The following is a 16,554-nucleotide window of genomic DNA, read 5'->3' as shown; positions in this document are numbered from 1 at the left end:
GTTCGTTCTGTTAAAGAGCAGTTGCGGCTGACTGGCTTCGTTTCGCTGTGTCAGCAGCAGAGGAGGCGAACTATACCCCCCCACCCCTACCTCGTCAACACTCGGTTGCAAAGAAAATGCGGCCACAGCCTCACCAACGCAGCAAACCACTGAAACAAAAATAGATATCCGTATCGGGTATTTCATAGCCCCCTGTATTTAGCCTTGTTCGACAGGTCGAGAGCCCCTAGAGACTGGCCACGCAACCGTTCGACCAACCTCTATATGCCTAGCCCTGCCTCCCTTTTGATGACGGTTCTGCTACGCTAAGTCGGTTACGCCTTCGGGCCGGGGAACTTCAAGAAGATAGAGTGACAAGGCAATGCTCAAATTCGACGTACTGATTATTGGCAGCGGTCTAGCCGGGATGACGCTGGCTCTGCACTTGGCGGAAAAACGCAAGGTGGGCCTGATCACCAAACGCGATCTACTGGAATGCAGCTCGACTTATGCGCAGGGCGGGATCGCCGCGGTGCTGGATACCGGTGACTCGGTGGAGGATCACATCCGCGATACGCTGGTGGCCGGCGCCGGGTTGTGTAATGAAGAGACGACGCGCTTCATCGTCGAGAACTCGAAGCAGGCAATCGACTGGCTGATCGCGCTGGGCGTGCCATTCACTAAAGATGAAACACACAAGACCGGCTATCACCTGACCCGCGAAGGTGGCCACAGTCATCGCCGCATCATCCATGCCGCTGATGCGACCGGTGCGGCGGTGACCTCGACGCTCGGCCAGAAGATCAAGGCTCACCCGAATATTACGGTGCTGGAAGAGTACCTCGCGATCGACCTGATCACCTCGAAGAAGCTCGGTCTCGACAGTAACCGCTGTTTCGGCGCCTATGCGCTCGACAAGGCCAACGACGAGGTACTGACCATCGCGGCCGAGAGCACCATCCTGGCCTCGGGTGGCGCCGGCAAGGTCTACCTCTATACCACCAACCCGGATACCGCAACCGGCGACGGGATCGCGATGGGCTGGCGCGCCGGCTGCCGGGTGTCGAATATGGAGTTCATCCAGTTCCACCCGACCTGCCTGTACCACCCTCAGACCAAGTCGTTCCTGATTACCGAAGCCGTACGTGGCGAAGGCGGCATCCTGCGCCTGCCGGATGGCACCCGCTTCATGCCCAACCACGACAAACGCGCCGAGCTGGCACCGCGTGACGTGGTGGCACGCGCGATCGACTTCGAGATGAAGAAGCACGGTCTCGACTGCGTCTATCTCGACATCTCTTATAAGTCGGCCAGCTTCATCCAGGAACACTTCCCGAATATCTACGCCCACTGCCTGGAACTGGGCATCGATATCACCCAGCAGCCGATTCCGGTGGTGCCGGCGGTGCACTTCACCTGCGGCGGCCTAGTGACCGATCTAGAGGGGCATACCGACGTCGATGGCCTGTACGCGGTCGGCGAAGTGGCCTGCACCGGCCTGCACGGCGCCAACCGGCTGGCCAGCAACTCGTTGCTCGAGTGCATGGTGATCGGCCGTGCGGCGGCCAACGACATCCTGAAATCGCCGAAGACCGAACTGCCGGCGATTCCAGACTGGGACGACAGCCAGGTCGCCGACCCAGACGAAGAAGTGGTGATCTCGCACAACTGGGACGAACTGCGTCGGGCGATGTGGGACTACGTCGGCATCGTGCGCACCAACAAACGACTGGAACGGGCGCTGCACCGCATCGACCTGCTGAAGACCGAGATCGATGAGTACTACAGCAACTTCCACGTGTCGAACGACCTGATCGAGCTCAGAAACCTGGTCCAGACCGCAGAACTGATCGTGCGCTCAGCGATGTTGCGCAAGGAGAGCCGTGGCCTGCACTACAGCCGCGATTACCCGGAAACGTTGGCCGAAGCGAGAGAATCGGTACTCGAGCCGTAAGCCACCATGGCCCACGACGGCGTTCCGGCTAGCGGAACGCCGTTTTACAACATTCCGCCGACCGCCTGGACACTGTCCGACAAGGCCGCCATTTCGTTGTGGAACGAAGCCCCCATTCAGCGTCACAAGCTACTGATTGAACAGACACTGACGCCACTTCGCCACCCTGCCCGCCCTCGTGTTTCGGCCAACCCTGGCAACCTTCCCCCTCCCGCTCGACCCGGTTTTCAGGCATCATTCAACCTAGCCAGGGCGTCTATATAAGACTGTCCAACAGCGCCACTAACCCTTGGCTGTCGTTGTCCCGTATAATATTGGAAATTGATTCCACACCTGTAAAAAGACTCAGGAGTTCCTGATGGATGAGCAATTGCGCCAGAACGCGCTGGATTTTCACCAATTCCCGACCCCGGGCAAGATTCAAGTAGCACCGACCAAGCCGCTGGCCACCCAGCGCGATCTGGCCCTGGCGTACTCGCCGGGCGTGGCCGCTCCCTGCATGGCCATCGTTGACGATCCGCTGAACGCCTACAAATACACCGCCCGCGGCAACCTGGTGGCGGTGATCTCCAACGGCACCGCCGTACTGGGCCTCGGCAATATCGGCGCACTGGCCGGCAAGCCGGTGATGGAAGGCAAAGGCGTGCTGTTCAAGAAGTTCGCCGGCATCGATGTGTTCGACATCGAAGTCAACGAGCTCGACCCGGACAAGCTGGTCGACATCATCTGCTCGCTGGAACCGACCTTCGGTGGCATCAACCTGGAAGACATCAAGGCGCCGGAGTGCTTCTACATCGAGAAGAAGTGCCGTGAGCGCATGAACATTCCGGTGTTCCACGACGACCAGCACGGCACCGCCATCGTGGCCGCCGCCGCCGTCCTGAACGCCCTGCGCCTGGTGAACAAGGACATCGCCAAGGTGCGCGTGGTCGCCTCCGGCGCCGGTGCCGCCGCGATCGCCTGCCTAGACCTGATGGTGGCCCTGGGCGTGACCCCGAGCAACATCACCGTCTGCGACTCGAAGGGTGTGATCTTCGAAGGCCGCGACGAGAAGATGGACGACTCCAAGAAGCGCTACGCGATCAAGGATAACGGCCAGCGTAAGCTGGGCGAGGCCTTCGTCGGCGCCGACATCTTCCTTGGCCTGTCCGGCCCGAAACTGGTCACCCAGGACATGGTGAAATCCATGGCCGCCAACCCGCTGATCCTGGCGATGGCCAACCCGGAACCGGAAATCCTGCCGGAACTGGTGAAGGAAGTCCGCCCGGACGCGATCATCGGTACCGGCCGTTCGGACTACCCGAACCAGGTCAACAACGTGCTGTGCTTCCCGTTCATCTTCCGCGGTGCGATGGACGTCGGCGCGACCACCATCAACGAAGAGATGAAGCTCGCCTGCGTGCGCGCGATCGCCGATCTGGCGATGGCCGAGCAGAACGAAGTGGTCGCTTCGGCCTACGGTGGCCAGGAACTGACCTTCGGCCCGGAATACCTGATTCCGGTGCCGTTCGATCCGCGCCTGATCGTGAAGATCGCCCCGGCCGTGGCGCAAGCCGCGATCGAGTCGGGGGTCGCCACTCGTCCGATCGAGGACATGGACGCGTACGTCGAGAAGCTGTCGCAGTTCGTCTACAAGACCAATCTGTTCATGAAGCCGGTGTTCACCGCCGCCAAGCAGAACACCAAGCGCGTCGTGCTGACCGAGGGCGAAGACGAGCGCGTGCTGCACGCCACCCAGGAAATCGTGTCGCAAGGCATCGCCTTCCCGGTGCTGGTCGGCCGTCCGAGCGTGATCGAGAAGCGTATCGCCAAGCTGGGCCTGAAGATGGAAGCCGGCAAGGACTTCGAGCTGGTGAACAACGAGTCCGACCCGCGCTACGCCGAGTACTGGAAAGAGTACTACGAGATCATGAAGCGTCGCGGCGTGTCGCAGGAACAGGCGCGTCGCCGCGTGATCGGCAACACCACGCTGATCGGCGCGCTGATGGTCCGTCGCGGCGAAGCCGATGCACTGATCTGCGGCACCTACGGCGCCTACCGTCAGCACTACGAGATCATCCAGGACGTCCTCGGCCATAACAATCCGAAGAAACTGGCCGCCGCGGTGAACGCGCTGATGCTGCCGACCGGCAACATCTTCATCGCCGACACCTACGTGAACGCCGACCCGTCCGCCGAGCAGCTCGCCGACATCACGCTGATGGCCGCCGAGACCGTGAAGCGCTTCGGCATCCAGCCGAAGGTGGCGATGCTGTCGAACTCCAGCTTCGGCACCATCAACAGCGTCTCGGCGCTGAAGATGCGCGAAGCGCTGGCGATCGTGCAGGAACGCGCGCCGGACCTGGAAATCGATGGCGAAATGCAGGGTGACTCCGCGCTGAATGAGAGCCTGCGTCATCAGACCATGCCGGACAGCACGCTGAAGGGTCAGGCCAACCTGCTGATCATGCCGAACGTCGAAGCCGCTAACATCAGCTACAACCTGCTGCGCGTGTCGGCCGCCGACAACGTGACCATCGGCCCGATCCTGATGGGCATCGCCAAGCCGGCCCACATCGTGACCTCCATCTCGTCGGTGCGCCGCATCGTCAACATGGTGGCGCTCGCGGCCGTGGAAGCCCAGGTCGCCCAGGCCTAAAGCCTGACACTCGGCGCTATACTCAACGGGCAAGCCTTCGGGCTTGCCCGTTTTTGTTTACACGGCGGCCTGCGTGCCGTTGCGTCCACGAACCGCATCACCTAGCGCCCAAGGGAGATTGCATGAGTACCGACTTCAACCCGAACGACCCCTTCGCCCTGTTGCGCCAGTTCTGGCAGACCGCTACCCCGCCGCAGGCGCAGGCCTTCCTGCCGCCGCTGACCGAAGAGGAAATCGACCGCAAGGTGGCCGAACTGCGCGTGGTCGAAGGCTGGCTGACGATGAACCTGGGCCTGCTGTCGATGCAGATCAAGACGCTGGAAATGCAGCGCGCCGCGCTGGTGGCGATGAAGCCCAAGCCGGACAACGGCTGATCGTCCATCGCGGCGGTCACTTACTCGCACCGCCGCTTTTCCCCCGCCCCACACCCCACCCATCCGGCCCCAATCGGCTGTCCTAAAAGCGACCCGGCGCATTTCGGCCAACCCGCCCGCACGGTACAATGCGCGCATGACTACCCCGCGCTTTGTCCATCTACGCCTCCACTCGGAGTTCTCCATCACCGACGGCATCGTCCGGCTCGACGAAGCGGTAAAACGCGCCAAGGCCGACGGCATGCCCGCGCTCGGCATGTCCGACCTGATGAACATGTTCGGCATGGTGAAGTTCTACAAGTACTGCCGCGGCGCCGGCATCAAACCGATCGTGTCGGTCGACGCCTGGCTGGAGAACGAGGACGACCGCGACAAGCCGTTCCGGCTGATGCTGGTGGCGAAGAACCGCGACGGTTACCTGCGGCTGTGCGAACTCTTGACCGAAGGCTTCCTGCACAACCAGTACCGCGGCCGTACCGAACTGAAACGCGAATGGCTAGAGCGCGGCGACAACCGCAACCTGCTCTGCCTGTCCGGCGCGCATCTGGGCGATATCGCCCAGGCGCTGACCAACGGCCACCCGGACGAGGCGCGCCGTCGCGCCGAATACTGGACCGGCCTGTTCCCTGATAGCTTCTATCTGGAAGTGCAGCGCCTCGACAACCCGCAGGTCGAGCAGATCGTCCAGGCGACGCTGTGGCTGGCCGGCGAGACCGGCATCCCGGTGGTCGCCACCCACCCGATCCAGTTCATGGACGCCGACGACTTCAAGGCGCACGCGGCACGGGTGTGCATCGCCGAGGGCTATACGCTGTCGGACAAACGCCGGCCGAAAGACTTCGACCCCTGCCAATACTTCCTGTCGACCGAGGAGATGGCCGAGCGCTTTGCCGACATCCCGGAAGCGCTCGAGAACAGCGTCGAAATCGCCAAGCGCTGCAATATCACCGTGCAGCTGGGCACCAACTACCTGCCGGACTTCCCGACTCCGGACGGCATGACGCTCGACGACTTCCTGGTGCACAGCTCCCAGGAAGGCCTGGAGCAGCGGTTGGAGAAGCTGTTCCCTGACCCGACGGTGCGCGCCGAGCGCCGCCCGGCATACGATGCGCGGCTGAAGATTGAGACCGACACCATCATCCAGATGGGCTTCCCGGGCTACTTCATGATCGTGGCCGACTTCATCAACTGGGCGAAGAACAACGGCTGCCCGGTCGGGCCGGGCCGGGGTTCCGGCGCCGGTAGCCTGGTCGCGTACAGCCTCGGCATTACCGACATCGACCCTCTGGCCTATGCGCTGCTGTTCGAACGCTTCCTGAACCCGGAACGGGTGTCGATGCCCGACTTCGACGTCGACTTCTGCCAGGACAACCGCGGCCGGGTGATCGAGTACGTGCGCCAGGCCTATGGCGCCGAGGCGGTGTCGCAGATCGCCACCTTCGGCACGATGGCCGCCAAGGCCGTGGTACGCGACGTCGGCCGGGTGCTCGACCTACCGTATATGTTCTGCGACGGTGTCTCCAAGCTGATCCCGGCCGCACCGGGCAAGCAGTATTCGCTCGACGACGCGGTCGAGATGGAGCCGGTGCTGAAGGAGAGGCTGGAGAACGAGGAAGAACTGCGCGAGCTGTGGGTGCTGGCGAAGAAGCTCGAGGGCATGACGCGGAACATCGGCATGCACGCCGGTGGCGTGCTGATCGCGCCGGGCAAGCTGACCGACTTCTGTCCGCTGTATCAGGCGTCCGGCGAGGACTCGGTGCCGGTGTCGATGTATGACAAGGACGACGTCGAGCAGATCGGCCTGGTGAAATTCGACTTCCTGGGCCTGCGCAACCTGACGATTATCGATCTGGCGGTGCGCTACATCAAGGCGCTCGACCCGAGCTTCACCACCGACCTGAATCTGTTGGAATTCACCGACCCGGCCGCCTACCAGGTGCTGCAGAAGGCCAACACCACCGCGGTATTCCAGCTGGAATCGGACGGCATGAAGCGGCTCTTGGAAAAGCTGAAGCCCGACCGTTTCGAAGACATCATCGCGGTGCTGGCGCTGTACCGCCCGGGCCCGCTCGGTTCCGGCATGGTGGACGACTTCATCCTGCGGAAGGCCGGCAAGCAGGAGGTCGACTACTTCCACCCCGACCTGACCGCGTGTCTCGAGCCGACCTACGGCGTGATCGTGTATCAGGAACAGGTGATGCAGATCTCGCAGATCATCGGCGGCTACACGCTCGGTGGCGCCGACATGTTGCGCCGCGCGATGGGCAAGAAGAAGCCCGAGGAGATGGCACTGCACCGCGGCAAGATCGCCGAGGGCGCGGCGGCGAAGGGCTACGACCCGAAGTTGGCCGAACAGCTGTTCGACCTGATGGCGAAGTTCGCCGAGTACGGCTTCAACAAGTCGCACACCGCGGCGTACGCGGTGGTGTCCTACCAGACCGCCTGGCTGAAGGCGCACCACTGCGCCGCGTTCATGGCCGCGACCATGTCGTCGGAATTGGACAACACCGACCAGTTGAAGGTGTTCTACGACGACTCGATCGCCAACAAGCTGAAGTTCCTGCCGCCGGACGTCAACGAGAGCTTCTACCGCTTTGTGCCGGTCGATCGCCAGCACATTCGCTACGCGCTCGGCGCGGTCAAGGGCACCGGCGAGGCCGCTGTCGAGCACATCATCGCGGTGCGCAAGGAGACCGGCCCGTTCACCGACCTGTTCGACTTCTGCCGTCGTACCGACAAGCGCATCGTCAACAAGCGGGTGATCGAGGCATTGATCCGCGCCGGCGCGTTCGACGCGATCGAACCGAACCGCGCGCTGCTGTTCGCCAACGTCGGCCTGGCGCTGGAAGCGGCCGATCAGGAAGCGGCCAACGCCAACCAGGGCGGCCTATTCGACATGTTCGAGGCCGACGCGGCGCCGGGCGTCGAGATGGTCGCCACCAAGCCGTGGCTGCCTGCGGTGCAGTTGGCCGAAGAGAAGCTGGCGATCGGCTACTACCTGTCCGGCCACCCGTTTACCTCGTACGAGCGCGAGGTACGCGGCTTCATCAAGACCCCGCTCAACCGCGTCGCGCCGCGCAAGGACCCGCAGCTGATCGCCGGCTTCGTCACCGGCATCCGCACCAAGGTCGGCAACCGCGGCAAGATGGCGTTCATTCAGCTCGACGACGCCAGCACCAAGCTGGAGGTGTCGGTGTTCGCCGAGGCGTTCGACGCCAACCGCAACAAGCTCAAGGAAGACACCGTGCTGGTGATCGAGGGCAAGGTCAGCGAGGACAACTTCTCGGGCGGCCTGCGCATCATCGCCGACAAGATCTACGACCTGGGCGAAGCGCGCAGCCGCTTCGCACGCGGCCTGAAGCTGCAGATGAACGGCAACAGCGACGTGGCGCGGCTGAAGGCGATGCTGTCGCCGTTCCGCAGCGAGGAGATGGGCTGCGTGGTGCGGGTCGATTACCGGAACCACCAGGCGCGCGGCGAACTGGTGTTCCCACAGGGCTGGGGAGTGCGCCTCGATGACGGCCTGCTGCTCGGCCTGCGCGACTGGCTGGGTAACGAAGCCGTCAAGGTGATGTGGTAAACCGGTAGGCGTTTCCCGCCGATCGGAGCCACCGAGATGCTGATGAAGACCCACGAACTGACCGCCTGGCAGGCGGTACTGGAAACCCTGGCGCTGGACGCCGCCGACGAGGACGGCGCACACGACCTCGCCCACCTGCAGCGGGTCTGGGCGAACGCCCGCGCGCTACTGGCCGAAGAACCCGGCGCCGACGCGCTGGTGGTGCTGGCCGCCTGCTATCTGCACGACCTGATCAACCTGCCGAAGAACCACCCGGAACGCGCACAGGCATCGCGCCAGTCGGCCAAGCTGGCGCGGCTGCTGTTGGCCGAACGCGAGTTTCCGGCCGAACGGCTCGACGCGGTGGTGCACGCCATCGAGGCGCACAGCTTCTCGGCCGGCATCCCTGCCGACACGCTGGAAGCGAAGATAGTCCAGGACGCCGACCGGCTCGACGCGCTCGGCCCGGTCGGGCTGGCACGGCTGTTCTATACCGCCGGGCGGCTCGGCAGCGCCCTCGCCCACCCGAGCGACCCGCTCGGCCAGCAGCGCGAACTGAACGACAAGCGCTACGCGCTCGATCACATCGCCCAGAAGCTCGCCAACCTGCCGGCCGGCATGCAGACCGCGGCCGGGAAGCGCTTGGCCGAAGCGCGCGTCGCCGAGGCGCTGCAGTTCCGCGATGCCTTCGTCGCGCAGTGGCAACCGGTGTTCGGCCAACCCTGAGCAACACGCGCCCCCCACCCGCCACAACGAACCATGCCGCCGCTGTCCTTACCCGACAGCGGCGGCATTTTTTACGGATGGCGTGTCAGGCCACGGGATACAAGTACGGCGTCAGGTTCTCGTCGACCAGGTCGAGCGGCGTCTCGCCGGCGATAAACAACCGCGCCGGCCGCGGGCCGTGGTAGGTACACAATCCCTGTTTGACCTGCAGCCAGCAGCCTTCCGGCAGGCCGAGCACGCGGCGCTCGGGATTGAGGGCCAGATACTCGGCGATCCGCTCGTTGCGAGTCTCGCCCTGGTGCCCCAGCGGCAGCACATTTGTGAACAGCGGGTTGATCTGGAACGGCACCAGACCCAGCGCGTCCAACCCGCCCGGGTCGACGATCGGCATGGCATTGGTGGTGGCAATGCTCGGACACGCCAAGTTGCTGCCGGCGCTCCAGCCGATGTACGGCAACCCGGCCCTCACCCGTTCGGCCAACGGCGCCAGCAGGCCGCGTTGCCGACACTCGTAGAGCAGCCGGAAGGTGTTGCCGCCGCCGACCAGCAGCAACTCGGCCTGTCGCAGCGCCGCTAGCGGGTCGGCATGCCGGGTAATCGATTCCACCTGGATGCCGAGCGGCACCATCGCGTTCGCCACCAGATCGGTGAAGCTCGCCCAGTCGCGCGTCACGCTCGAGAACGGCAAGAGCAACGCGCGCCGGCGGCCGGCCGCCACCGCCTCGATCGCCGCCCGCGCGTGGTACAGATAGTCGCGGTTGGGCGTACGCGAATTGCTTAGTAGCAACAGTTCCATCTTGTCGTCTTTCCTCATTACGCAGACCTGGCCATTTCCATTTAGGACATCTGTCATGCCTCTCGCTGGCCTAAGCGAGTGCCCTCACCTCGCCTAGCAGGAGCCCCCCCCCCCCCGACGGCCAAGCAGTTGGCCGTTCAGCAAGTCAAGTGCACTGCGCCTGCATTTAGAGACCCCAGGCATTCCACCCTATGAAAGGTAGATTTGAAACAATTTGATTTAAAGTAATCACTCCTGTCAAATTTTTTGTCAGACAAAACACACGCATCACAAACCGTTTCGCCGACCATTGCCCTCCGGCTTTGTTGATAATTTTGCTTCCCGAGCCCGCTCTACTTCCTCCTGACAACGAAAACAGCACCGCCTAGGCGGTGCTGTTTTCACAACACTTGGCGAACCTCTACCTCGATGACGCAGTGTCCGCCTGAGAGCAACTAGTGGATCGTCGAACAGGCCAAACGCTCCCACTCATGATCAAGAATTTACTCATTTATTCATCACCCAGAAACCGTCCATCGGGTTTGGGACACCCTCTGTCTGCCAGGCCCGATCGGTAGCTAGGCCAACGGGGTTACCTTTGACATAGCCTCGGCGCTCCCCCGTCCACAACGCGACACTCTCGCCCACCTGTTCCAGTCTTGGGACACTTTTGTGCGTCTCCATCCGGCTTCGGCCAACCCTTGCCCGGCAAGGCTTCGGCGAGTACTCCCCCCTCGTAGTCCTCTGAACTGTCCCAGAACTGACACAGCTAGCTTCGCCAAAAAATGCCATGTGCGCATGAAAAATTCATATGAACCCTTGCAAATCAGCACTTTACGAAGACACCCAAGACCTGGCATATCCCTTGCATAAAGAGGGTGCGCAACAACAAAGCGCCAAAGAGGTATCACCCAACTTCGGACTTAACCATCAGGAGTAACGACCATGAAAAAGCTCGCACTGACCGTTGCAGTCGCCCTGGCTCTCGGCGCCTCGGCTGCGGCTATGGCTCAAGATAACTTTTCGGGAAACGACGGCGCTACCGCCAGCCAAGACGGCATCGCAACCAGCTATGACGGCAGCTTCAACACCGATAACTCCGATCACTCCTGGAACGATAACTCCGATCGCTCCGTGGATAACTCCGTGACCGTGAACTCGACTTCCACTATGGAGGGCGACCTGAACGGGGGTACTGGCGACGTCACCCTCGGTGGCGGTGCCGAAGCCGGAGCGGAAGGCGAGGGCGACGGCGTTGGTGTGGGCGCAACCGCGAATGTAACGGTGAACACCGGTGAAAACGGCATGGGTGGCAACATCAACGGTATCGGCATCAATCAGCAAAATAGCGGTCTCGGTAGCTTGAACCAGGCTCAGAACAACGTGAACGCCACCGCGGTCCTGAACGGGAAGTAACAGGATCGACCGGGCGGGAAGCGGCGTCGCCACCAGCCGCTTCCCGTTTTGTCCTTTAAGCCGGCGAATAATGCGGAGTGCCATCATGTTCAGGGTTCATCAACTTCTTATGGCCGGTGTTGTGGGGCTGGTTGCTTTGGTCGGTCCGGCACAGGCTGAGGAGCCGCAGGACAGCACGCCCACCTCTTCTGCCGCCTCCATTTCCTCGCCTTTCTCCAAGCTTCCGACGGCACAAGGTCTGGATGAGCAAAGAGGCAAGCAGGACACCTATGTTCAGGTAATCACCACCACCAGCCACGCCAATCTTGACGGGAAGGTCGGCAACACAACCTTCACCAACTCGTGGGTGGAGACGGGAACGAACACGATCGGGACGGGAGCCTTCTCTGGCATGGCGGGGATCGGAACAGCCATCCAGAACAGTGGCAATAACGTCCTGATACAGAGCTCCAACATCGTCAATTTAACCTTGCAATAAGTCTTTGTCCTCGACATGGGCCGCGCAAGCGGCCTGTCCTTCTTAAGGAGAGGAGCTGCCCATGCGCCACAGGACTCTGGCCTGTTACCTTGCCATTGCCGGCCTCACTTGGATGGCATCAGGCAACGCTGCCACCATCGTTGCCGGCCCGGACTCGACCTATTCGGTTAAGGTTACAAGCTATAAGCAACTGGCTTTTCGCAATACCGTGCGGCAGCAATACGATTTCAGTTGCGGATCGGCGGCACTGGCCACGCTACTGAAGTACCACTATGAGGCCCGGGTCAGCGAGCGGCAAATCTTTACGGCGATGTTCAAACAGGGTGACCAGGATAAAATTCACCAGTTAGGCTTCTCAATGGGTGACATGAAGCGCTTTCTCGGTAGCAACGGCATTCCATCGAATGGCTACGACATTGACCTGGACGAATTGGCTAGGCTAAATGTGCCGGTCATCGTACTGCTGAACATCGGCGGCTATAGACATTTCGTCGTCATCACAGGCATCAAGGAGGATGCCGTGCTCGTCAGCGACCCGGCCATTGGCGCCAAGATTTACCGGCGTGACCAGTTCGAAAAGATGTGGGGGAAAGTCGCCTTCATGATCACGGCCCGTGCCGACCTGGGAGCGAAATACTTCAACCGCCCCAGTGACTGGCAAATCGTCGCCAAGGCACCACTACGCACCGCTATTCCCGATATCAATCTCTCTACGTGGGGACTGACAATGCACGGACCGTCAGATTTTTAGGAGTCTCCCATGCCTACAACAGCCAAACAAGCCGTGATCTGCTTCGCGTGCCTGCTTGCTCCGGTGCAATTCACACTGGCTAGCCAGGTAAACCTCAATCAGCGTCTTGCCGCCCACCAGGTCGACGAGGCACGGCTGGAAACGCTTCGGGGCGGGATGGAGTCCGATAATTTCGGTGTCGACTTCAGCATTCAGCGCTCGGTGTATATCAATGGCACCCTCCAGGCGACTAACCAGCTGCAATGGAGCAGCAACAATGGTTTGACTTCCGTCCAGGCCCCCTTCCCCGCCGGACTAATCATCCAGAACGGCGCCGACGGCCAGATAATCCAGGCGGTGACCATGATCAATGCTCAAGTCACCAACCTTGCCGTCTTCCGCCAGATGATGAACAACTCGTCAATTACCCAGGCCCTTATCCACAGCATACACTGACACTTCAATTGCTTTAAAAGAAAAAGGCTGCCACGACCGTGACAGCCTTTTTCGATTACCCCCAGTTGCCTAAATGAGATCACAGCGAAAGCGGTGCCCTCAATGTGATTTGCGTGTTGGGAGAATCAGGAGTAGCGCCGATACCCAACGTCAGGTTGATTGACTGTTTTGAGCTCAATGCGTAAGAATAACCGAACAGCAACGTTCCGACTTGTACCGTTTGAGCATCAACGGGGAATTTGCCATTTATCTTGGTCCGAAAGATCACATTGTGGTCGTAACCAATACTGAATGACGATTTGTCATTAATACCAAAGCCCATGCCAAAATTAAATTCGGCGATATCGCCGGGCTTTACCTTGCCAATCTGCTCCGTCACGGGCAGACCGCTCTGCAGAATCACCAGCGTTTTGTTGACATCACGACTGAAGTTCCGCTGGTAGCTGATCCCACCAAAAAAAACCGCCGGATCGCTGGGCAAGATCGCGGATGCACCGAGCTGTAACCCCCAAAACCCCGTACCCCTGGGTATCTTGGTCGCCAGTCCGGTCTGACCGTCATACGGCACATCGAATGGCCCCTTTCCGGTCGGCGCCTGCACGCGCAAACTGCCTATATAGTAGGGATTACCGTTTACGGGATCGTTAAGCTGATAACGCATCCCCAGCTGAGCATCGCCGATGCCATGACCGTTGGCAGTAAAGACTTGATCAGTACCCGCCCCTGTGTTGAATGGCCGGTTGACCGACGACTCATTCTGATAAACGTACGGGACACGCCCCTCTATTTCTAGCCGGTTGGTCAGGCCGTACCGGCCGCCAAGCGAGGCGACGAAGGTATTGCGCGTCACCGAGCGGACGTCGACCACACCGATAGTTATTGCAGGGATGACGGTGTAACCAAGTATCGAGACGCGCTTCGAGGAAGTAGTGGCAAACTGTAGCGCTGGATCGAATACGAACCGGTTTTTTGGCGTCAGAATTCCCGGTTTATCCAACGAGGCAGCCATCTCATTCACCCGACGTGAAGCTATAGGGGGTGAGTTCTTGTCATCCGCAGTTGGCGGTGAAGCGGAGGGTTGATTTGGGTTATCGGCAACGGGATCCTGTGCCTGAGGTACGTTAGTGGGCGATGACATCGGGCTGTCAGCCACTGCGGCCTGCGACTGCGGCGCGTCACCCGATGACTGCGCCGAACTGGCTACAACTTTTGCCTTTGGCTTTGGCGCATCATCACTGGATGATTGCGCCGGACTGTCTGCATCCGGGGACTGTGCCTGGGGGGCTGCACTGCTACTGCCTGCTACTTCGGGAACCGCCTCTGCCGCCGAGGCCGCATATGCCCCCGATACCGGCAAAAAGAAAATACCGGCAGCCAGCGACAACCAAACGGGGTTGAAGGCAAATGGAAGATTTGGGTTCATATGGCCTCCCTTGTGCAAAATACTCGTCAAATAGAACCAGCCATGCTGGATTAAAGCTGCCGTAAATATAAAGCATACGTACAGTACACTTTATTATTTAACGGCACAGGTGCACTGAAGCATCAAGCGTGCATTTATAGCCGCAACAAAAAGACAGCGCAAACCTGTCGCTGAGTTATGCGAGCTTATGTTCTCTACGGATACTTTCTCCCTTTACGTGCGCTAAAAACTTCGCCTACCATTTGATCTGTCTCCGCTTCAGCTTGCCGAACTTCGTGCGCCGGATCTGCTCGTTTATTTTCTAGCGGCTCCCATTAATTTCTATTGCTTTAGTTCTAGTTTATTCATCATTCGGTACAGTGTGGAGCGAGAAAGTCCCAACTGCCTGGCCGTCGCCGCAACGTTCTGTTTGTTGAGATAGAGCATGTGCTGAATCAGATCACGCTCGAGCCGGTCTCGTGCCATATCGAGCGTGCCGGAACTCGACTCGCCGAGTACCCTCGGCATGCTAAGGCCGAGATCCTCGGGACGGATCAGCCGGTTTTCGCCCATCACCATGGCACTGCGCACCCGATTGATCAGCTCCCGAACATTGCCCGGCCAGTGGTAGGTGCGCATCGCCTGTAGTGCCTTATTGCTGAAACCCTGCACCCGGCTACTTTTCTCCTGGGCAAACGCATCGAAGCACCAGCGAGCCAACAACTCGATGTCATCACAACGCTCGCGTAGCGGGGGCACATTCAGGCGCAGCACGTTGAGCCGGTAATACAGGTCCTCCCGGAAGCGCTTCTCGGCAATCGCTTTTTCCAGATCGACGTGCGTCGCCGCAATCACCCGCACGTCCACGCCGATACGCTGTACCGACCCGACCCGTTCGATGATCTTTTCCTGCAGGAACCGCAGCAGGTTGACCTGCAGGTCGTGCGGCAAGTCGCCGACTTCGTCGAGGAAGACCGTGCCGCTATCGGCGGCCTCGATCAGGCCGATCTTGCGTTGATGGGCGCCGGTGAAGGCGCCTTTTTCATGGCCGAACAACTCGGTCTGTACCAGGTGCGCCGGGATCGCGCCACAGTTCACCGCGATGAACGGCCCGTCGGCACGCAGTGAGGCTTGGTGTAACGCGCGCGCGACCAACTCCTTGCCGGTGCCACTCTCACCGTGTACCAGCACCGGTGCGTCGCTGCCGCTGACCTTGCCAAGGCTGGCAAATAGCTTTTGCATCGCCGGACTGGAGCCGACCATATTGAACTGGTTGGGACGGATATGCTGATGGCTGTGCCTGATCCGCAACTCGGCCCGCCCGTGGGCATGGCCGAGCGTCATCGCCAGACGCGAATCATCAAGGGGCAGCGTATGGAAGTCGTAGCAATGATCGGAAATGAATTTGCACACCGGCACGGTGTTGAGCAGGTCGCGCTCGACCAGCGCGATCCATTCCATGACGCCAGCAACGGCGCTGATATCCTCCAGCGCGTCCTGCAGCTCGGCGGCGAGCTGGTCGAGATGGACGAGCCCGATGACCGGACGGATCACCTGATCAAGGCAGGAGAGCGCCTCGGCAACATTGCGCGCGGTGACCACCCGCCAGCCGGGCAGTGACTGCGCCAACTCCTCGGCAAACGTTGCACTTTGGTGGCCGAATAGCAAGACCTCACGCTGACTCACGCACTTACCCCTGGCTTATCCCTTCACACTGTCTTCGGCAGAATGCGAAGACCAGCCAGGCACACAGAACCCTCTCTGTGTGCCTGGCTAGAGCACTGACCGCTCAGGCCCTCCTGGATGTGATGGACACTGCAACAGTTGTTCGGTTTATTCTGGGCCGGGTCGATCCGACGAGGTGGGATTTCAGCGTCCCAGAAGGGGGGTTGACGCCAGAACCTTGGCGCTCCTTGCGCCTCTCTGAACCTGATCTAACAGCAGCATGGTTCATGCCAGGAGCAAAATCAAGGAGACCAAATTAGCTCTACAGACTTGAAATTCTGGGGAAAAAAGCTAGCGTTGACGGGCAAGAAGAGCTGCATCGAGACGATGCCGGTCGCCCAG

The 16,554-nt window shown here is 60.7% G+C and carries 12 protein-coding genes; 9 read left to right on the top strand and 3 right to left on the bottom strand.

What is annotated here, in order from left to right:
• Positions 1-361: 361 nt before the first annotated feature.
• From nadB to ACZ2IA_RS20455, 5 genes are all read left to right on the top strand, one after another.
• Complete coding sequence (gene nadB, locus ACZ2IA_RS20475) at positions 362-1,933, top strand: L-aspartate oxidase (protein WP_470294441.1); 1,572 nt, start codon at positions 362-364, stop codon at positions 1,931-1,933.
• Between the two features lie 358 nt (positions 1,934-2,291).
• Positions 2,292-4,571 carry an NADP-dependent malic enzyme gene (locus ACZ2IA_RS20470; protein WP_470294440.1) on the top strand — a complete coding sequence of 760 codons (2,280 nt, stop codon included), beginning with the start codon at positions 2,292-2,294 and terminating at the stop codon, positions 4,569-4,571.
• A gap of 122 nt (positions 4,572-4,693) precedes the next feature.
• On the top strand, positions 4,694-4,945 hold the full coding sequence (locus tag ACZ2IA_RS20465) for a PhaM family polyhydroxyalkanoate granule multifunctional regulatory protein (RefSeq protein WP_470294439.1): 252 nt from the start codon (positions 4,694-4,696) through the stop codon (positions 4,943-4,945).
• A gap of 136 nt (positions 4,946-5,081) precedes the next feature.
• Positions 5,082-8,525 carry a DNA polymerase III subunit alpha gene (gene dnaE, locus ACZ2IA_RS20460; protein ID WP_470294438.1) on the top strand — a complete coding sequence of 1,148 codons (3,444 nt, stop codon included), beginning with the start codon at positions 5,082-5,084 and terminating at the stop codon, positions 8,523-8,525.
• 42 nt (positions 8,526-8,567) lie between these two features.
• Positions 8,568-9,230 (top strand): HD domain-containing protein, encoded by a 663-nt coding sequence (locus tag ACZ2IA_RS20455; RefSeq protein WP_470294437.1) that lies wholly within the window; start codon positions 8,568-8,570, stop codon positions 9,228-9,230.
• A gap of 85 nt (positions 9,231-9,315) precedes the next feature.
• On the opposite strand, the gene pepE is transcribed toward ACZ2IA_RS20455, so the two are convergent.
• Entirely contained in the window at positions 9,316-10,026 is a 711-nt protein-coding gene (gene pepE / locus ACZ2IA_RS20450) for a dipeptidase PepE (protein ID WP_470294436.1), read from the bottom strand.
• 924 nt (positions 10,027-10,950) lie between these two features.
• Between pepE and ACZ2IA_RS20445 the strand changes: the two genes are divergently transcribed.
• The 4 genes from ACZ2IA_RS20445 (at position 10,951) to ACZ2IA_RS20430 (ending at position 13,085) form a co-directional block, all read left to right on the top strand.
• Positions 10,951-11,421, top strand: a complete 471-nt coding sequence (locus ACZ2IA_RS20445) for a hypothetical protein (protein ID WP_470294435.1) — start codon at positions 10,951-10,953, stop codon at positions 11,419-11,421.
• Between the two features lie 85 nt (positions 11,422-11,506).
• Positions 11,507-11,899 carry a hypothetical protein gene (locus ACZ2IA_RS20440; RefSeq protein WP_470294434.1) on the top strand — a complete coding sequence of 131 codons (393 nt, stop codon included), beginning with the start codon at positions 11,507-11,509 and terminating at the stop codon, positions 11,897-11,899.
• Between the two features lie 61 nt (positions 11,900-11,960).
• The gene (locus ACZ2IA_RS20435; protein WP_470294433.1) at positions 11,961-12,650 is read left to right on the top strand and encodes a C39 family peptidase; all 690 of its coding nucleotides are present in this window, start codon (positions 11,961-11,963) and stop codon (positions 12,648-12,650) included.
• A gap of 9 nt (positions 12,651-12,659) precedes the next feature.
• A complete protein-coding gene (locus tag ACZ2IA_RS20430) occupies positions 12,660-13,085 on the top strand; it encodes a hypothetical protein (protein ID WP_470294432.1) in 426 nt (141 codons plus the stop codon).
• Positions 13,086-13,164: 79 nt separating this feature from the next.
• Here the strand turns inward: ACZ2IA_RS20430 and ACZ2IA_RS20425 are convergent, their stop codons facing one another.
• On the bottom strand, positions 13,165-14,508 hold the full coding sequence (locus ACZ2IA_RS20425) for an autotransporter outer membrane beta-barrel domain-containing protein (protein WP_470294431.1): 1,344 nt from the start codon (positions 14,506-14,508) through the stop codon (positions 13,165-13,167).
• A gap of 321 nt (positions 14,509-14,829) precedes the next feature.
• Positions 14,830-16,173 (bottom strand): sigma-54 dependent transcriptional regulator, encoded by a 1,344-nt coding sequence (locus ACZ2IA_RS20420; RefSeq protein ID WP_470294430.1) that lies wholly within the window; start codon positions 16,171-16,173, stop codon positions 14,830-14,832.
• Positions 16,174-16,554 lie beyond the last annotated feature (381 nt).

It is taken from the genome of Crenobacter sp. CS_VA4 (genome assembly GCF_055597485.1).
The sequence above is the reverse complement of the archived record's forward strand: the minus strand, read 5'-3'. Positions and strand labels throughout refer to the sequence as shown.